Origin of the sequence: Bradyrhizobium sp. HKCCYLS3077, assembly GCF_051167555.1 — a bacterium.
Classification (GTDB): Bacteria; Pseudomonadota; Alphaproteobacteria; order Rhizobiales; family Xanthobacteraceae; genus Bradyrhizobium.
Genome location: NZ_JBNPTH010000003.1, coordinates 523,410 through 540,014, shown reverse-complemented (window position 1 = coordinate 540,014; position 16,605 = coordinate 523,410). Strand labels below are relative to the sequence as shown.

Annotated in this window: 15 protein-coding genes; 7 read left to right on the top strand and 8 right to left on the bottom strand. The window is 66.4% G+C overall.

Annotated features, from left to right (window positions below; translation table 11 throughout):
- Positions 1-93: 93 nt before the first annotated feature.
- Positions 94-1,791: a response regulator gene (locus ACQR0Z_RS14310; RefSeq protein ID WP_434919019.1), complete on the bottom strand. Its 1,698-nt coding sequence runs from the start codon at positions 1,789-1,791 to the stop codon at positions 94-96.
- Entirely contained in the window at positions 1,781-3,307 is a 1,527-nt protein-coding gene (locus ACQR0Z_RS14305; RefSeq protein WP_434919018.1) for an ATPase domain-containing protein, read from the bottom strand. Before ACQR0Z_RS14305 ends, ACQR0Z_RS14310 begins: the two co-directional genes overlap by 11 nt.
- Positions 3,308-3,764: 457 nt before the next feature.
- Between ACQR0Z_RS14305 and ACQR0Z_RS14300 the strand changes: the two genes are divergently transcribed.
- The 3 genes from ACQR0Z_RS14300 to ACQR0Z_RS14290 are packed head-to-tail and all read left to right on the top strand — an operon-like array spanning position 3,765 to position 7,377.
- On the top strand, positions 3,765-4,526 hold the full coding sequence (locus tag ACQR0Z_RS14300; protein WP_434919017.1) for a FadR/GntR family transcriptional regulator: 762 nt from the start codon (positions 3,765-3,767) through the stop codon (positions 4,524-4,526).
- Positions 4,527-4,546: 20 nt separating this feature from the next.
- Positions 4,547-5,950, top strand: a complete 1,404-nt coding sequence (locus ACQR0Z_RS14295; RefSeq protein ID WP_434919016.1) for an amidase — start codon at positions 4,547-4,549, stop codon at positions 5,948-5,950.
- Between the two features lie 11 nt (positions 5,951-5,961).
- Positions 5,962-7,377, top strand: coding sequence for an amidase (locus ACQR0Z_RS14290; RefSeq protein WP_434919015.1), 1,416 nt, complete (start codon positions 5,962-5,964; stop codon positions 7,375-7,377).
- 335 nt (positions 7,378-7,712) lie between these two features.
- On the opposite strand, the gene ACQR0Z_RS14285 is transcribed toward ACQR0Z_RS14290, so the two are convergent.
- Positions 7,713-8,735, bottom strand: a complete 1,023-nt coding sequence (locus tag ACQR0Z_RS14285; RefSeq protein WP_434919014.1) for a YihY/virulence factor BrkB family protein — start codon at positions 8,733-8,735, stop codon at positions 7,713-7,715.
- Between the two features lie 344 nt (positions 8,736-9,079).
- Between ACQR0Z_RS14285 and ACQR0Z_RS14280 the strand changes: the two genes are divergently transcribed.
- The 3 genes from ACQR0Z_RS14280 to ACQR0Z_RS14270 all read left to right on the top strand — a co-directional run bounded on the left by ACQR0Z_RS14280 (position 9,080) and on the right by ACQR0Z_RS14270 (position 10,569).
- On the top strand, positions 9,080-9,325 hold the full coding sequence (locus tag ACQR0Z_RS14280) for a DUF3551 domain-containing protein (protein WP_434856979.1): 246 nt from the start codon (positions 9,080-9,082) through the stop codon (positions 9,323-9,325).
- A 215-nt stretch (positions 9,326-9,540) separates the two neighbouring features.
- A complete protein-coding gene (locus ACQR0Z_RS14275) occupies positions 9,541-9,669 on the top strand; it encodes a hypothetical protein (RefSeq protein ID WP_434856980.1) in 129 nt (42 codons plus the stop codon).
- Positions 9,670-9,678: 9 nt separating this feature from the next.
- The gene (locus ACQR0Z_RS14270; RefSeq protein WP_434919013.1) at positions 9,679-10,569 is read left to right on the top strand and encodes a hypothetical protein; all 891 of its coding nucleotides are present in this window, start codon (positions 9,679-9,681) and stop codon (positions 10,567-10,569) included.
- Positions 10,570-10,658: 89 nt separating this feature from the next.
- Here ACQR0Z_RS14270 and ACQR0Z_RS14265 read toward each other — a convergent pair whose 3' ends face one another.
- The 4 genes from ACQR0Z_RS14265 to ACQR0Z_RS14250 all read right to left on the bottom strand — a co-directional run bounded on the left by ACQR0Z_RS14265 (position 10,659) and on the right by ACQR0Z_RS14250 (position 13,215).
- Positions 10,659-11,138 (bottom strand): GNAT family N-acetyltransferase, encoded by a 480-nt coding sequence (locus tag ACQR0Z_RS14265; protein WP_434919012.1) that lies wholly within the window; start codon positions 11,136-11,138, stop codon positions 10,659-10,661.
- A 74-nt stretch (positions 11,139-11,212) separates the two neighbouring features.
- A complete protein-coding gene (locus tag ACQR0Z_RS14260; protein ID WP_434919317.1) occupies positions 11,213-11,485 on the bottom strand; it encodes a hypothetical protein in 273 nt (90 codons plus the stop codon).
- Positions 11,486-11,623: 138 nt separating this feature from the next.
- The gene (locus ACQR0Z_RS14255) at positions 11,624-12,343 is read right to left on the bottom strand and encodes a hypothetical protein (RefSeq protein WP_434856983.1); all 720 of its coding nucleotides are present in this window, start codon (positions 12,341-12,343) and stop codon (positions 11,624-11,626) included.
- 29 nt (positions 12,344-12,372) lie between these two features.
- Positions 12,373-13,215 carry an alpha/beta fold hydrolase gene (locus tag ACQR0Z_RS14250; protein WP_434919011.1) on the bottom strand — a complete coding sequence of 281 codons (843 nt, stop codon included), beginning with the start codon at positions 13,213-13,215 and terminating at the stop codon, positions 12,373-12,375.
- A gap of 541 nt (positions 13,216-13,756) precedes the next feature.
- Here ACQR0Z_RS14250 and ACQR0Z_RS14245 point away from each other — a divergent pair.
- Positions 13,757-15,811 carry an ATP-binding protein gene (locus tag ACQR0Z_RS14245; RefSeq protein WP_434919010.1) on the top strand — a complete coding sequence of 685 codons (2,055 nt, stop codon included), beginning with the start codon at positions 13,757-13,759 and terminating at the stop codon, positions 15,809-15,811.
- A 44-nt stretch (positions 15,812-15,855) separates the two neighbouring features.
- Here ACQR0Z_RS14245 and ACQR0Z_RS14240 read toward each other — a convergent pair whose 3' ends face one another.
- Positions 15,856-16,521, bottom strand: a complete 666-nt coding sequence (locus ACQR0Z_RS14240) for a response regulator transcription factor (RefSeq protein WP_434919009.1) — start codon at positions 16,519-16,521, stop codon at positions 15,856-15,858.
- Positions 16,522-16,605: the final 84 nt, after the last annotated feature.

Sequence of the window (16,605 nt, the reverse complement as noted above, 5' to 3'; positions counted from 1 at the left end):
GGGGGAGCAGCAGCCATTGCGGCACATCAAAATGCGGTGAGCGAAAAACGCAGAGCTGACGCTTGATTATCGATAGCTGCGTTGCTCAACTAATCAGGACGTGCGCGCACGCGACCAGACGTTCTCCACCTTCACCGCATCCAGCGCGGCGGCGAGCTCGTCGATCCGATAGGGCTTCGGCAGGATCCGAACCCCCGCCTCCCGCGCGGCGTGCACGGCGGCGCCGGAATAGCCCGATGTCAGCAGGATCGGCATGTCGACGCGCCGCTTCTGGATCTCGCGGGCGAGATCGACGCCATTCATGCCGCCGGGCATCATGACGTCGGAGAACACCAGATCCACGTTGCGGCCATCGGCCAGCGCGCCGAGCGCGGCCGCAGCGCTCGCAGCGCGCGTCACGTCGTAGCCGAGCTGGCGCAGCATCTCGCTGACGAGCGCGGCGACCTCGTCGTCGTCCTCGACCAGCAGGACCCGGCCTTCGTCGGGGCGGCGCGGGCGCGGCCGGTCGAGATCGACCAGATGATGCTGATCCTTGGATGCGGCCTGGGTGGATCGCGGCAGATACAATGCGATCGTCGTGCCATTGCCGATCGCCGAGTCGATCCGCACGCTGCCGCGCGACTGGGTCACGAAGCCATAGACCTGCGCCAGGCCAAGTCCCGAGCCCTTGCCGATGTCCTTGGTGGTGAAGAACGGCTCGAACACCCGCACGCGCACCTCGTCGCTCATCCCGGTGCCGGTGTCGATCACCGACAGGCGGACATAGTCGCCGGCCAGTTCATCGTCGTCGAGATCGCGAAGATTCTCCGCGCGCACCACGATCGTGCCGCCGCTCGGCATCGCGTCCCGGGCGTTGACGGCGAGGTTGAGCACGACGAGTTCGAGCTCGCCGGGATCGACCTCGACCGGCCACAGATTGTCGGGAAATTCGAACTTCACGTGCACGTCGCCGCGCAGGCTGCGGTCGAGCAGCTCGCGCATGCCGCCGATCTGGCGGGCGATGTCGACCGGCTCCGGCCGCAGCTCCTGCCGGCGCGAGAAGGCGAGCAGCTGACGCGTGAGGCTCGCGCCGCGCTGCGCCGCCTGGATCATGCCGTCCATCAGGCGCCGCCGCCGCGCCGGATCGCTCTGACGGTCGAGCATGTCGAGGCCGCCGGAGATCACCATCAGAAGATTGTTGAAGTCGTGGGCGACGCCGCCGGTGAGACGGCCGATCGCCTCGATCTTCTGCGCCTGCCGCAGCGTCTCCTCGACGCGGGCGCGCTCGGCCATCTCGACGCGCAGATGTTCGTTGGATTCTGCCAGCGCGCGGGTGCGCTCGACGACGAGCAGCTCGAGCTGCTGCGCCGACTGTTCGCGCGCGTCGATCAAGGCGCGGATCTCATACTGTCGGCGGCGGGCGCGCAACGCCGACTGCACCGCGCTGGTCAACGTGATCGGCTGGATCGGCCGTTCCAGCAGCGACACGTTGCGCAGCGCATGGACCAGCTCGCGCCGCCACGACACGACAGCGCGCTGCTCACGATGGCTGGTCAGTACGATGAACGGCAGGTCGGACCAGGGCGGCTGCCGCTCCGCCCATTGCCGCAGCGGCGCAGTGGCCTTGGCGAACAGCCCCTCTTCGGCCACGACCACCGCGCCGACGCCAGCGCTCATCTCCGTGATGAGCTCCGACAGGTCGCGGCAAACGGCCGTCGCGATCCGCGCGCTGCGCAGCAGCTCCGCCGAGGCCGGGCCGTCGCGGCCGATCGGCGCGAAAACGAGAACGCGGTGATCCCGCTCAGCGCTCATCTGGCATGCTCGTCTCGGGAATGTCGGTGCCGGTATATTGCGGACTGCCCGCGAAGATGCCGCTGAACGCCTTGAGCGGCGGGCCCAGGCTGATGCCGGCGCTGCTCATGCGGAATTCTCGGATGCTATGCTCGTGGTGACCGCTGCGCTTCTTGACCACCGACATGGCACGCCGGACGTTACCCCCCGCCTCGAAATAGCGCAGCATCAGCACGGCATCGCTGAGATAGCTGATGTCGAGCGGCGTATCCATCGGCCCGACCATCCCGTGCTGCGCCAGAACCAGGATGGTCAGCACGCCCTGCTGGCCGAGATAGGTCAGAAGCTCGTGCATCTGCAGGATGAGAAAGCGCTCGTCCGGCATGGCATTGAGATAGCCGTTGAGACTGTCGATGATGACGACGCGGGCGTTGTCCCGCTCGACGCTGTCGCGGACGATGGCGCCGAACTCGCCCGGCGACAGCTCGGCCGGATCGATCTGCTGGAAACGGATGCGGCCGGATTCGATATGATCGTCGAGCGCAAGGCCGAGTGTCCGCGCGCGCGCCTCCACGGTGCCGCGGCCCTCGTCGAAGGCGAACAACACCGCATGCTCGCCGCGTTGCGCGGCCGCGATCGCATAGAGCATCGCCACCGACGACTTGCCGACGCCGGCCGCACCGATCAGCAGCGCATTGGTGCCACGCTCGAGCCCGCCGCCGAGCAACTGGTCGAGCTCCGCATTGCCGCTCGGCGTGAAATCACCGGTGAAATTCCGATGATGCTCGGCCGCGACCAGGCGAGGATAGATCTTCAGCCCGCCGGCCTCGATGGTGAAATCATGGTAGCCGCCGCGAAACGCGATGCCGCGCATCTTGATCACACGCAGCCTGCGCCGCTCCGCGCCATAGTCGATGGCGAGCTGCTCCAGCATCACGACCCCGTGCGCAACGGAATGCAGCTGGAGATCGTCCTGCGACGAGGAGAGATCGTCGAGCAGGATGACGGTGCATCTGCGTCTGGCGAAGAAGTGCTTCAGGGCAAGCACCTGACGGCGATAACGCAGCGGGCTCTGCGCGAGCAGGCGCAGCTCGGACAGGCTGTCGATCACGACGCGGCTCGGATTGATCCGTTCGACCTCGGCGAACATCAGGCCCGTGGTTTCGCTGAGTTCGACCTCGGCCGGATGAAACACCGTCAGCTCGCGTTCCGGATCCAGCGTGGTCTCCGGCGGCACCAGTTCGAAAATGTCGACACCAGTCAGCGACCAGCCGTGCCGTCGCGCCACCAGGTCGAGTTCGCGGCCCGTCTCCGACAGGGTGATGTAGAGCACGCGCTCGCCGAGGCTCACTCCCTTCAGCAGGAATTGCAGCGCGATGGTGGTCTTTCCGGTCCCTGGCCGGCCCTCATAGAGATAGAGGCGATTGGGATCGAAGCCGCCGCCGAGGATGTCGTCGAGGCCGTCACTCCCGGTGGAAACGCGCGGCAGATCGCCGGGGCCGCCATTATCGCTCTCGCGAACAGGCTCCTCCGTCATGCAAAGCTCCGTCGTGACAATGAACTCAACGGCAATCACCCGGCCGGGGCGAACCGCAGGGTTCGACCGGCCAGACAGGAACACGATGAAGCCGCTCTGGGTTCCCGCGGAACCGACACTGGCACCGCAGGCGGTGGGAGACGCTTGTGTCTGGTGAGAGTTCCTAGCGCCGCGATGGCGGTCAGCTCCCCTCCCCCTTGCGGGGAGGGGTTGGGGGTGGGGGTGACTTGCTCGGAGCGGAATGTGGGGCACGCGACGCAAGCGGCAGACATCAACGCTTAGCTCGCGGGAGAGGTTAGGTCTTATCGGCACTTTTTCCGGGGACCCCCACCCCCGACCCCTCCCCGCAAGGGGGAGGGGAGCGCAGCGGGGTCGTGGCGCGATCGAAGTCTGCTCGCTCACGACCCGGACGAAACCCGCCTTGACACCCTAATTCATCATGATCATTATGATGATCATGACCATCAACAAGCGCCCTGCCGCCAAGACTCCCGAACGCATCGCGCGCGCCTTGCGGGCGCGGATCATGGAGGGGGCGATGGCGCCGGACGATGCATTGCCCGGCGAGAAGGAGCTGATGGCGGAGTTCGGCGCCAGCCGCGGATCGGTGCGGGAGGCGCTGAAGTCGCTGGAATTCCAGGGCATGATCTGCTCGGTGCCCGGCCCGCGCGGCGGCGTCCGGGTGCGCGCGATCGAAGAGGAACGCGTGTTCGACTACATGCGCAGCTTCTTCCATTTTCAGGCCCTCGAGGCCGAGCAGATCTATGCCGTGCGCAAGCTGGTCGAGCCGGCGCTGGCCGAGAGCGTCGTCGGTCATCTCAGCGACAGCCATTTCGCGCGGCTTCAGGCCAGCATCGCCGTGCTCGACGATCACGACATCCATGCCTGGGCCGCTCAACGCGCGGCAGAAATCGAATTCCACGAGATCCTGGCGGAAGCCTGCCCGAACCCGCTGCTGGCGATGATGGCTCGCTTCGTCAACGAGGTCATCCGCAGCGCGGTGGCCGGCACCGCGCCATCGCCGACGCATGCGCCGGACGAACGCGCCTTCGTCCACGCCAATTGCACGGCGCATGCGGCGATCGTCGCCGCTCTGCGCAAGGGCGACCGCGCCAAGGTCAAGCGGCTGATGCTGGCGCATATCGAACAGGCCGAGCAGTTCATCGTGCCGCTGCACGCGCGCACCCTCGCGCGACGCCCCGCTCCCAAATCCTCCTGATCGCATAAGGTTTGCTACGCATGGATACGCCGCTGTGGCGCTGGTCGGCCACGCAACTTGCCGCCGCCATTCGCACCAAGGAGATCACGAGCCGCGAGGCCGTCAGCGCGAGCCTCGACCGCATCGCCGCACTCAATCCCGAGCTCAATGCCGTGGTCTCGGTGCAGCACGAGAGTGCGCTCGAAGCAGCTGACCTCGCCGACCGCATGGTGGCGGCGGGTGCGGCGCTCGGACCTTTGCATGGCGTGCCGGTAACGACGAAGATCAACGTCGACCAGCGGGGATTGCCGACCACCAACGGCGTCGTCGCCTTCAAGGACAACATCGCCAAGGACGACGCGCCCGTCGTCGCCAATCTGCGGCGCGCCGGCGCCGTCATCATCGGCCGCACCAACACGCCGGCGTTCTCGATGCGCTGGTTCACCGACAACGACCTGCACGGCCGCACGCTCAACCCGTGGCGGCCCGACCGCACGCCGGGCGGATCGAGCGGCGGCGCGGCGGTCGCCGCGGCCACCGGCATGTGCGCCATCGCGCACGGCAATGACGGCGGCGGCTCGATCCGCTATCCCGCCTATTGCACCGGCACCGTCGGCCTGCGGCCGTCATTCGGCCGTGTGCCGGCCTTCAACGGGACCGCGCGATCGGAGCGGCAATTGTCGCTGCAACTGATCTCGGTGCAGGGCGCGATCACGCGCAATGTCGAGGACGCACGGCTGGCTCTCGCCGCCATGGCCGCGCCCGATCCGCGCGATCCCTGGCATATCGCGATGCCGCTCGACGGCCCGCGCATCGATCATCCCGGCGTCGCCGTCTGCCTCGATCCCGCTGGTGTCGGAATAGCCCCGGAAGTCGAGGCCGCCGTGCGCAAGGCCGCGCACATTCTGCACAATGCGGGCTACGAGGTGACGTGGCGTGATCCGCCCGATGTCGCCGCCGCGGCCACCGCGTGGAACGACTTTGCCCAAGGCGAGTCGCGCGTGACGATTGCCGCGCAGGTCGCTGAGCATGGCGACGCGCTGGCGCGGCGCGCCTTCGAGCTGATGATGAATCGCACGCCGGAGCTCGACGTCGGCAGCCTGATCCGGCTGTCCTCGGCGCGGGCGACCTATCTGCGGCGCTGGCAGCTGTTCATGCAGGATCATCCGCTGGTGCTGTGCCCGGTGGCGATGGAGACCGCCCTGCCCTACGGCGTCGATGTCGAGAGCGCTGCCAGCGTCGATCGGTTGTACCGCTCGCATGTGTTCCTGTTCGCGACCGCCTTCCTCGGGCTGCCCTCGATCAGCGTGCCGACCGGCGTGCATGAGGGCATTCCGATCGGCGTCCAGATCATCGGTCCGCGCTTCCGCGAGGACCTCGTCCTTGATGCAGCGGCCGCGATCGAGCACGCCGCCGCCGAGTCCACCCCAACTCTCGCGCCGTAATGGACCGTCTCATGACCGCACAATCCAACGAGCTCTGGCGCTGGAACGCCGTCGATCTCGCCCGCGCCATCCGCGCCGGCAGACTGTCGAGCCGCGAGGCCGTGCAGGCGTCGCTGGCGCGCATGGCCGAGGTCAATCCTAAGCTCAATGCCGTGGTGGTCGATCTCGGCGCCGAGGCTCTCGCAGCGGCGGATGCCGCCGATGCCGCCGTCGCACGCGGCGAGGCGCTCGGTGCGCTGCATGGCGTGCCGATCACCATCAAGACCAATGTCGATCAGATCGGCCAGGCCAACAGCAACGGCGTCGTCGCCTTCAAGGACAACATCGCGGCCGAGGATGCGCCCGTCGTTGCGAATATTCGCAAGGCCGGCGCCGTCATCATCGGCCGCACCAACACGCCGGCGTTCTCCTCGCGCTGGGCGACCGAGAACGATCTGTTTGGCCGCACGCTCAATCCCTGGTCGCCGGAGCATACGCCGGGCGGCTCCAGCGGCGGTGCATCGGCGAGCGTTGCCGCCGGCATCACGCCGATCGGCCATGCCAACGATCTCGCCGGCTCGGTGCGCTATCCGGCCTGGTGCACGGGGACGGTGGGTCTGCGTCCAAGCTTCGGCCGCGTTCCCGCGTTCAATCCGTCTGCCAAGGTGGAACGCGCATTGTCGCTGCAATGGATGTCGGTCCAGGGCCCGATCACACGGAGCGTCGCCGATGCCAGGCTCGCGCTGTCGGTGATGGCACAGGGCGATCACCGCGATTCCTGGTGGGTGCCGGCGCCGCTCGCGGGCGCGCCGCTGCGGCGGCCGATGCGCGTGGCGCTGTCGCGCGATCCGGTGAAGAGCGGTGTTCACGCCCATAATGCCGCGGCGCTGCAGCGCGCAGCGGATGCGCTTGCGGCCGCAGGCTATGTGATCGAGGAGCTCGATCCGCCTGAGATGGCCGCGATCATGGAAGACTGGCACATCCTGTCGCGCGCCGAAGCGCCGCGCATGCTGGAGGCGGTCTATGCCTATGGCGACGACGGCATCAAGCGCGCGATGAAGTGGCACATGGACGACGCGCCGCGCCCCTCCGCCGTCGACTACATGGACGCGCTGACGCGGAGCGCGACGTGGCTGCGCAAGTGGAATGCGTTCTTCGATAAAACGCCGCTGTTGCTGTGTCCGGTCTCGCTCGCGCCGCCGTTCAAGCACGGCGCAGACGTCGCAAGCCGCGAGTCGTTCTACGAGATCGTGGCGGCGCAGGCGCCGTGCTTTGCGATCCCGGTGCTTGGACTTCCCGCGATCTCGGTGCCGACCGGGCTGCATGACGGCCTGCCGACAGGTGTTCAACTGGTCGGACGGCGCTTTCGCGAGGACGTCGTGCTCGACGCGGCCGACATCATCGAGCAGCATCTCGGGCGGATCACGCCGATCGCGCCGACGTTCTGAGACGATCAGGCAATGAGCATGGCGGTTGTTTCCGATTGAGCTTTCGCCGTCTGCAAGGCCGTCATGTTCCTCCGGCCTCCGGCTGGCCGGATGACAAGCTCCGGCGGAACATCCAGTACTCCGCGGCAGCGAATATGAGGCCGAGGTGTCACGGCGTACTGGATCGTCCGCCTTCGCGGACGATGACAGACTTGGGAGGGGGCACACTGCCAACCATCGTCATTGCGAGCGCAGCGAAGCAATCCAGGGGCCAAAATGCACACGCTCTGTGTTGCCCCTGGATCGCTTCGCTGCGCTCGCGATGACGGCGGTGCCGGCGCCTTGAAAACGGCCGTCTAGGCGGAACGTCCGACGGTGTCCGCCATCGTGGCACCGCGGGCGCCGAGCGGCTTCTCGGGGCCGGTCGTCGTATCGCGCGTGGTCTGATGCTCGAGCTCGGCATCGAGCTCGCCGCCGATCAGGACCACGATCGCCGAGATCCAGATCCAGGTCATGAAGCCGATCGCGGCGCCCAGCGACCCATAGGTCGCGTTGAAGCTGCCGAAATTTGCTGCATACCAGGAGAACAGCGCCGATCCGGCGAGCCACAGCGCTGCCGCCAGCGCGCTGCCCCAGCTGATCCAGCGCCATTTCGGCTCCTCACGGTCCGGTCCGTAGCGGTAGATCAGCGCCAGCCCGAGCGAGACGCAGACGAAGATCGCGGGCCAACGGCCGATCCGCAGCACGAGATCGCCGACCTCGGACAGGCCGAGAGTGTTCAACAGCACGGGAAGCACGACGACGGCGCCGATGGCGAGCAGCGCGAACAGGATGGCGCCGCCGGTGAACAGCAGTGAGATCGCGTTCAGCTTGAAGAAGCCGCGCCGCTCCGGCTCGCGATAGACGACGTTCAGCGTGTCGAACAGCGACTTCATCGCCGCATTGGCGCTCCATAGCGAGATCGCAAGGCTCACCAGAAAAGTGATGCCGAGCGCCTGGCTACCGTTGGCGGAGACCCGCGTCAGCTGGTCGCGCGCGATGTCGATGGCTCCGCCGGGCATGACTCCTTGCAGTTGCTCAAGGTGTCCCGTGATCTTGGCCGGATCGGAGAACAGGCCGTAGATCGCCACTAGCGCCGCCAGCGCGGGGAAGATCGCGAGCAGCGTATAGAACGTCATGCCCGCGGCCAGCGCCACGATCCTATGCTCGGTGAGGTTCTCATAGACCCGGAACAGGACGTCCTTCCAGCCGCGCGCCGAAATCTCCGCCGGCGAGTTGGCGAGCCGGCCGCGGCCGTCGTCGTGTCGCGTACGCCCCGACGATTCGGGCCGCTGCTCCAGATATTGGATCAGGAAGGCGAGGCCGAGAAGCGCCAGCATGCCTCCGGTCCCTCGTCCACCGGGGCGCCTCGCGCCGTAGGAGCCCGTTGGGTCCTGGTGCGTGATGTCTGATTTCCGGGAGCGGCGAAACATGGGATCGGTCCATCACTGTCGAGTGATAGCAACCGGAGGATTCGACGAATGTTCCGGCCTCACGTATGCAGGCGCCTTGATCCTTCGAAACGGGACGAGCGTTACCGCTTCGGTGCCGGCGGACACGAGCAATTTGTCACCGCGCGTGAACGGAAGGCTGTGACAAGGACACAACAGTTAATGTAACCCGCGAGGAACGGGCCCGTGCACCCCCGCGTTTCACTGACACCTTCAACGCAAGGAAAAAACGTATGCGACGCCTGCTATTTGCTTCTCTCTCTGCCACCGCCATGCTGACCGGCTTCGCCGCGATCTCACCCGCCTCCGCCGCGCAGGACCAGTACTGCCTGCAGGGCAGGATCTGGGGATATCCGGGCAACTGCCAGTTCGCCACCTATCAGCAGTGCCTGGCCTCCGCCTCCGGCACCGACGCGGGCTGCGGCATCAACCCGGCCTATGCTTACGGCCGGCAGCGCGGCTACTATCCCCACCGATAAACACCGGTAAGTCCTTGCCTCTCGACGAACCGAACGCCAACACCGCTTGAGCTGAGAACGACGAGTTGAGAACGCGCGGCGGCCTGCCTGGCCGTCGCAGCACGCCGCAACCACTGTCCTGGTGTGTTGCAAGCCTGACACGTCCCTGTTGCGACAGACGGCCTGTTCGGCCGCACGATCGTGCGCCGCCTGTTCCCCCGCGCGCGTTCGGAACATTGCGCCTCGCCGCAGCTTATACGGCGACCGATGTCCAACTGGAGGAGGAAACCATGGACGGACTGATTTATCTCGTTGGCCTGATCGTGGTCATCATGGCCGTGTTGTCGTTCTTCGGCCTGCGCTGAGACGACAGCATGAGCATGGAAACCCAGCCCGTCGCCGCGCCGCCGATGGCACGCGCGCCCGCGGACAGTTGGACGCTGCAATGGACCCCTGTCATTGCAGGCGCCCTCGCCGCCGCCGCCGTCTCGTCGATCCTGATCAGTTTCGCGATGTCGGTCGGCCTCGGCGTCAGCTCCACCGCGCCGACATGGCGTGACGCTTCCGTGGCGCTGTGGATCCTGTCGGGACTTTATCTGGTCCTGCAGGCACTGATCAGCTTCGGTTGCGGCGGCTACATCGCGGGGCGCCTGCGCGCGCCGCACGGCCTCGCCGAGAGCGAGGAGACCGAAAAGCGCGACGGCCTGCACGGCGTTGCATCCTGGTCGCTGGCGGTGGTGCTGGGCGCGACGCTGGCGGTGCTCGGTGCCACGGCGGCGACACGGCCAAATGCGCTCTCCGCTCCCCAGATCGCCAATGAGCCGTCGGCACTGAGCTACGAACTCGATCATCTGTTCCGCTCGCCGCGGCGGGCGCCGAGTCCCGATCTTGCCCCGGCGCGGAGCGAGGCGGGCCGTATCCTGCTGACGGCATCGAGCCACAGCGGCGTCAGCGCCGATGATCGCACCTATCTGGTGCAGCTCGTCACCGGTACCACCGGCCTGGCGGCCCCCGACGCCGAGCGGCGAGTCGACGGCGTGATCGCCGCGGCCAAGAGCGCGATCTCGCGGACGCGGGCCGGCACCGTCATCCTGGCGTTCTCGGTTGCGACTGCGCTCCTGCTCGGCGCCGTCGCCGCCTGGGCGGCGGCAGAGAGCGGCGGCCGTCACCGCGACGGCCGGCCGGTCACCGGCTGGATGCTGCATGCGAACCGCTTCAGCCGGCGGCGCGACATGTGGCGACGGCCGATGTCGATGCCGGAATAATTCCACCGGCATGATGTCGACCAGCCAACGGCCCGGCGCTGTGCCGGGCCGTTCTGCGTTGCGCCGCGGTCGTCACCGCGGACTCCAAATTAGGTGAGACGTCGGATCATCGACCGCGCATCATCGCCATAGCTGGCGATCCGATCGTCGGCCGCGGCCGCCTCGTCCACCGCAAACCCTTGCTGCTCCCAGAACGGCACGGAGCCGTTGACGGCCACCAGTGACAGCGCGGGAAGGCCGAGTTCGAGCGCATGGACGGCAAGCTCACCGACGATTCGTGCGGCGGCGCCGCTGCCGCGCGCCTTTGGCAACAAGGCGAGATCGTGGATGTAGTAGGTCTGCGCCGGCAAGGGCAGCTGCGCGATCAGCACGTTCAATGCCGGTGGCTTGCCGAGATGCCAGGGATGGCTGATCACATAGCCCGTGATGGCCGCCGTGTCGGAGACCAGCACGCGACACCCCGCGGGGTGCAGACGGAGCCGCTCGGCGAACACGGCAGGCTCCTCTGGATAAGCGGAATGCACACGGGCTGCGATACGGTCGACCGCGGCCAGATCAGCCGACGTCATCGCGCGCCAGCTCAGGCGGCTCGCAACGGGTTGGCGTCCGCCCTGCCCTCCGCTCACCTGACTGTCCGCTGCGCTCACTTCGCGAGCGCCAGCCAGCGCTCGCAGGCCGACTGCGCCGCGGGCCATAGCGCCTCGGTCGGCTGGCCCCGGTGCAGCGCCTTGCCCACCTCGCAGATCGACATGAAGGCCGAGGAGCGCGCGTCCTCGACCTCGAGCGGCGCCGCCGCGCTCGGGCTGCGCACCAATCCCATCAGGCCGTTCAAGGTCTGCAAAGCCTCGGCCGGCGGGCTCGCCGCCGCCGATCTCAGCGCAGCCACCACCTGTTGCGCCTTTTCCGCCTCCGTCATCACATCCGTCATCGTTCGCCGTTCCTCACCGTGCGAACGCTAGCAGCCCGCCCGAGGCCGGGCAATCCTGTGGGCGAGCGCCGCATGAGCGATGCCCCCCGGTTCCAGATCAAGCGTAGATCGCTGCATCAGGAGAGGTCAGGCAAGCCTGATGTCGGCGAGATCGATCGAAACGACCAGTGGCTCCGGCAGCGCGCTGCCATCGGGCGTACGTGGATAGATCTTCCGCGAGGTCGGGATCTTGAACCCTTGGACCTCGGCATAGCCCGAGATGTAGTGAGCGCCTGGCGTATTTCCGGCGATCTCGACATCGTAGTCGTGCCGCTTCAGGAGGCCGTTGCCATCGGCGTAGAGCGTCTGCACGGTGCTATGTGTCGCTACATCGGCCGGGAAAGTCACGCGCAGCCGCTGCCAGGTCTCGCCGTTTTCCTGCCAGTCGGACAAGGTCTCGGTGCGAACACCGTCACGCGCCAGCAGGAATGGCAGGTTCAGATACGTCCACATCGCACAGCCGGCGAAGTAGGCGAGCTGCAGCTCGGACCAGGGCGTCTCCAGCGTGTGACCGGCGAACGAGGCACGAGGATTGCGCAGCTCCTCGAGCACCTCGCCGTCACGGTTCTTCAACGACACATAGTCGGGACGAAACAGCGAGACTTTTCCGGCGGGGCCGAACGGAGCGTGGGACGCCCACTCCTCCTTCAGCCCGACCGTGACCGACGTCTCGTCGAGCTTGCCGGGATGTCCCTTCAAGCCCCAGAGGGCGCCGCCCTGCTTCAGCCTGGCGGTCAGGCTGGTGTAGTCGCGCCATGCGGCGATATCGCCATGGGCCTGGATGATCTTGGTGGTGAGGGCGTTCATGGAAAGCTCCTGTCTGCGCGAAGGTGCGTTCAAGCGTTGAGGAAGAGATCGACGTGCGCCGAGAACATCTCGGGATATTGGAACAGCGCGCCATGCGCGGAATCGGGATAGACGATCAGGGTCGCGTTGCTCATGGCCTTGAACATCTCGAAGGCATTGCTCACCGGAAACATCGTGTCGTCGCTGCCGTGGACGATCAGGGTCGGCTGAGCAATCCGCTTGAGCAGCGCGTGCCCCGTCGTCTTGTCGGCGCACCAGCGGATGATGGCCTTGGCCTGGGCGTCGCTGATCTCCTTGCCGCTCTCGGGATCACGTTCGTGAGTGCGCTTGGCCCCTCGCGCAACAAAGGCCCGACCTGCGGCCTGGCTCCGCTCGGAAGCGGTGAAGAACAGCGGAAGACGGACATCGGCCGCGTTCTGCGCGAAAGCCGCGGTGACGACCTCGAGCAGATGCTCCTCGCCGCCCTGCGGCGCGCTGCCCACGGAGGCGATCTTGCGCACCGCGATCTTGCCGCGCGCGGCCATCGCCTGCGCGATGAAGCCGCCGAGCGAGAAGCCCAACAGATCGACCGGGCCGAGATCGAGCGCGCCGATGAAGGCCTCTGCGTCGATGGCCATCTGCTCCACGCTGTCGGGCGTCTGGCCGCCGGAGACGCCCACGCCGGCGTTGTCGAACACGACGACCGGACGGTTCTGCGCGAGCGCATCGATCACGGCAGGGTCCCAGGAATCCATCGTTCCCGTGAAATGCTGAAGGCACACGAGCGGCGGCGTGCCTGCTTTGCCGAGCTTGCGATAGGCATATTTCACCCCGTCGGATGCGACGACGTAGCGGTTGGGCGATGTCTCGAATTGCGTCATGATGTCGGTCATCTCGAGTTGGGATCGAAGGCTTGCTTCGGCTGGTCCTGATGAAAGGCGAGCGATCGCTGCGATCTCGTCGAGAGTCGCAATGTCTGTCGCCATTCGCGGCCGTAAGATCGGACGGACGGTCTCCATCCTTGTTGCCTGCTTTTCGCTGGCCTGTGGATCATATGGAGTTATGGGTCACCACCGACCTCGAGGACTCGGCACGAATCCTGACCGCTCACATCAGCGGATGTGCTGTGCCTGTCCGGTCACTTCCCATCGTAGCGATGCGAGGACGACGCAGGTCGTGCATGCGCAAGGTCGTGATCGGGACGGGACCTCGCAACGATGCTTTTGAATTGCCGTGGCGCAATCTTTGCAGCTAGAGAGGACCGGAGTTTGTCAGTGGCCGGATCATCCAACCTCCTTCCGGGGACATCACAGCTACGGATGACCATCGACAAAGGTATCGAGCGAGAGTTCACTTGAAGGTATTTTTCAGCACGCCGCGCGCACCCGGCATTTTCAGTGGCCTGTTCATTGCGGAGAGCTTGCGCACGCGCCCATGACCATCTCGTCTGATCCCCGCTTCGCCCCGCCCGACCTGTTCAACCTGACCCGCGAGAGCGTGATCGTGCGCGATCCCGCGGGCCAGATCCTCGCCTGGAATCGCGCGGCGGAACGGCTGTATGGCTGGTCGTCGGAGGAAGCCGTCGGCCGAGCCGCGGATGACATGCTCCGCAGCAGCCCGCGACTGACACTGCCGCCCGGCGGCTACGACGATACCTGGACCACCCAGGTGGTCCGGATGGGACGTCATCTCGGCTCGCTCGTCGTGGATGCTCAATTCAGCATCCGCCGCGACGATGAGGGAAAGATTGTCGACATCATCGAAACCGGACGATTGCTCGGCGATCGGACTTCGGCATCAACCTGGCGCGAAGACGGAGAATACCGCTACCGCACGCTTTTCCATGCCATGCCGACGTCGTTCCTGGAGCTCGACATCACTGGCGTCAGACCCATTCTCGGTCAGTTCAGGGATTGCAGCATCGCCGAGATCAGGGCGCGATTGCTCGCATCTCCGGAGACGGTCCGCCGCTTGATGGAAGCGACGCGGGTCATCGACGCCAACGATCACGCCGTCGAGACGTTCGGGGACGGAGATCGCGACGGCATGTTCGACTGCGTCGCTCCGTTCTGGCCGCTGGAGAGCTACGAGACCTATATCGACAGCATCATCGCCAGGCTGACGGAAACCCCGCGCTTCAGTCGCGAGGTGACGATGACGACCCTGAAAGGCCGTCCGGTCCACAGCATCTTCACGGCCTGCCTCGACCCCAAGATCGTCGGCGACGGCCGCGTCATCATCGGCATCGTCGATATCAGCGCCCTCACCTTGGCGAACCGAACACTCGAAGAAAGCCGGGAACATTATCGCGCGCTGTTCAGCCTGATGCCGCTGCCGCTGTGCCGCGTCAACACCGATGCCGCGGCGGCATTGCTGCGCGAATTCAGCAAGGACGAGCGTCAGGATCCGGAAGCAATTCTCCGCGCTCGGCCCGAGATCATGCAACACATCGCGGGGACGTCCTTTTTCGTCGAGGCCAATTTCAGGGCGGCGAAGCTGCTGGGATTCGACGATCCGGCCGAATTGTACGGTCTGCGCGCGGGCTCCCTGCTGGCTTCCCGCCCGGATACGTTGCGGCGGCTGGCGCATGCGTCGATCCGCTCGGAGCCGTTCGAGGAAGAGACGCAGATCGTCACGCCGCATGGCCGGGTCGTGGACGTGCTGCTGTCGATGAACTTCATCGAACACGACAGGGGCCGGTTCTCGCTGGCCGGCCTGATCGAGATCGGCGACCGCCTGAAGGCGGAGGCCGATCAGGCCCGGCTGCGCGCCGACTTCGCCCATGCCGCGCGGATCTCCATGCTCGGCGAACTGGCCGCCTCCATCGCGCACGAGGTCAATCAGCCGCTGGCGGCGATCGGCGCGAGCGGCGAGGCCGGGCTGCGCTGGCTCGATCGCGATCCCCCCAACCTCGATCAGGTCCGCACGCAACTGACGCGGCTGGTCGGGCAAGCCGAACGCGCCTCGCGCATCATCGAGCGGATCCGGAATACGGCCAAGAGTTCTGCACCGGAACGCCAGCCGCTCGACGTGACAAAATCTGCGCAGAACGCGATCAGCTTTCTCGACCACGAAGCACGCGCGCTGCGCATCGCCCTCGAACTCCGCGCGCCGCGCGCGCCCTGCCTGGTGATCGCCGATCGAACCCAGCTCGAGCAGGTGATCGCCAATCTCGTGATCAACGCCATGCAGGCGATCCACGCGGGCAACGCGACCGACCGGCGCGTCACGATCGACGTGAGTTCGTGGGACCAATGGGTGGAATGCAGCGTGGCCGACAGCGGGCCCGGTCTGGAGCCGCACGTCGCCAAACGGCTGTTCGACAGCTTCTTCTCGACCAAGAAGGACGGCATGGGGCTCGGTCTGTCGGTGTGCCGAACGATCATCCAGTCGCTCGGCGGCACGCTGACGGGCGCCAACCGGGACGACGCACCGGGAGCCCGCTTCGCGTTCCGCCTTGCGCGCGCCGAGGAGCAGGATCCATCCTGACCGCGACGGATCGGGTGCGATGGCACGACGACGTTTTGCTACGACTAGAGGCCGAGCGCCGCGATCTTGCTGACGATATCGGCCGCCGACATGGCCTTGAGCTTGCGACGCGCGCTGCTGCGATGCATCTTCACGGTGATCTCGGACACGCCGAGTTCGTGGGCGATCTGCTTGTTGAGCAGGCCGCGTCCGACACCCCGGAGCACGTCGCGCTCACGCGCGGTCAGCCGTTCGGCAAGCTGGCGCAATTCGACCAGGTCGTCGTCCTTCGCACGCCGCTCCTGGTCGTCGCGGAGAGCCTTGACCACGGCATCAAGCAGCTCCTGATTGCGGAACGGCTTTGGCAGGAAATCCACCGCCCCTGCCTTCATGGCGCGGACCGACGTGGGCACGTCGCCATGACCGGTGATGAAGACGATCGGAATGCCGACATTCATCTCCGCGAGCCGCGCCTGCAGATCCAGCCCGCTGCCGCCCGGCAGGCGAAGGTCGAGCACCAGGCAGCTCGGCCGGTCCGGCAGCCCGGCATCGAGAAGCTCCTGGGTGGAGCCGAACAGCTTCGTCTCGATGTCGACGGAGGCCAGCAGATCTCCAAGACTCTCGCGCACGGCGACGTCGTCGTCGACCACGAGAACGATGGGCGTTTTGACCGGCGCAGCCAACGCTTTGACACTCCGCTTGCTGGTGACCGGCGGCTGAGTTGCGAACATCTGCTGCTCCCGTGGCTCGGCCTGACGGACGTCGACGAATGTCCGGGTCCAACGATGGGCCCAGGCACAGACGCTACCAAAGTC

What these genes read in the sequence shown, in the direction of transcription:
- ACQR0Z_RS14285 (WP_434919014.1), bottom strand. Translation starts at nt 8,735, where the DNA reads ATGCTGGCGCTTCTCGGCCTCGCCTTCCTGATCCAATATCTGGAGCAG.
- ACQR0Z_RS14270 (WP_434919013.1), top strand. Translation starts at nt 9,679, where the DNA reads ATGAGCATGGAAACCCAGCCCGTCGCCGCGCCGCCGATGGCACGCGCG.
- ACQR0Z_RS14240 (WP_434919009.1), bottom strand. Translation starts at nt 16,521, where the DNA reads ATGTTCGCAACTCAGCCGCCGGTCACCAGCAAGCGGAGTGTCAAAGCG.
- ACQR0Z_RS14300 (WP_434919017.1), top strand. Translation starts at nt 3,765, where the DNA reads ATGACCATCAACAAGCGCCCTGCCGCCAAGACTCCCGAACGCATCGCG.
- ACQR0Z_RS14255 (WP_434856983.1), bottom strand. Translation starts at nt 12,343, where the DNA reads ATGAACGCCCTCACCACCAAGATCATCCAGGCCCATGGCGATATCGCC.
- ACQR0Z_RS14245 (WP_434919010.1), top strand. Translation starts at nt 13,757, where the DNA reads ATGACCATCTCGTCTGATCCCCGCTTCGCCCCGCCCGACCTGTTCAAC.
- ACQR0Z_RS14280 (WP_434856979.1), top strand. Translation starts at nt 9,080, where the DNA reads ATGCGACGCCTGCTATTTGCTTCTCTCTCTGCCACCGCCATGCTGACC.
- ACQR0Z_RS14290 (WP_434919015.1), top strand. Translation starts at nt 5,962, where the DNA reads ATGACCGCACAATCCAACGAGCTCTGGCGCTGGAACGCCGTCGATCTC.
- ACQR0Z_RS14295 (WP_434919016.1), top strand. Translation starts at nt 4,547, where the DNA reads ATGGATACGCCGCTGTGGCGCTGGTCGGCCACGCAACTTGCCGCCGCC.
- ACQR0Z_RS14310 (WP_434919019.1), bottom strand. Translation starts at nt 1,791, where the DNA reads ATGAGCGCTGAGCGGGATCACCGCGTTCTCGTTTTCGCGCCGATCGGC.
- ACQR0Z_RS14260 (WP_434919317.1), bottom strand. Translation starts at nt 11,485, where the DNA reads ATGACGGAGGCGGAAAAGGCGCAACAGGTGGTGGCTGCGCTGAGATCG.
- ACQR0Z_RS14250 (WP_434919011.1), bottom strand. Translation starts at nt 13,215, where the DNA reads ATGACCGACATCATGACGCAATTCGAGACATCGCCCAACCGCTACGTC.
- ACQR0Z_RS14265 (WP_434919012.1), bottom strand. Translation starts at nt 11,138, where the DNA reads ATGACGTCGGCTGATCTGGCCGCGGTCGACCGTATCGCAGCCCGTGTG.
- ACQR0Z_RS14305 (WP_434919018.1), bottom strand. Translation starts at nt 3,307, where the DNA reads ATGACGGAGGAGCCTGTTCGCGAGAGCGATAATGGCGGCCCCGGCGAT.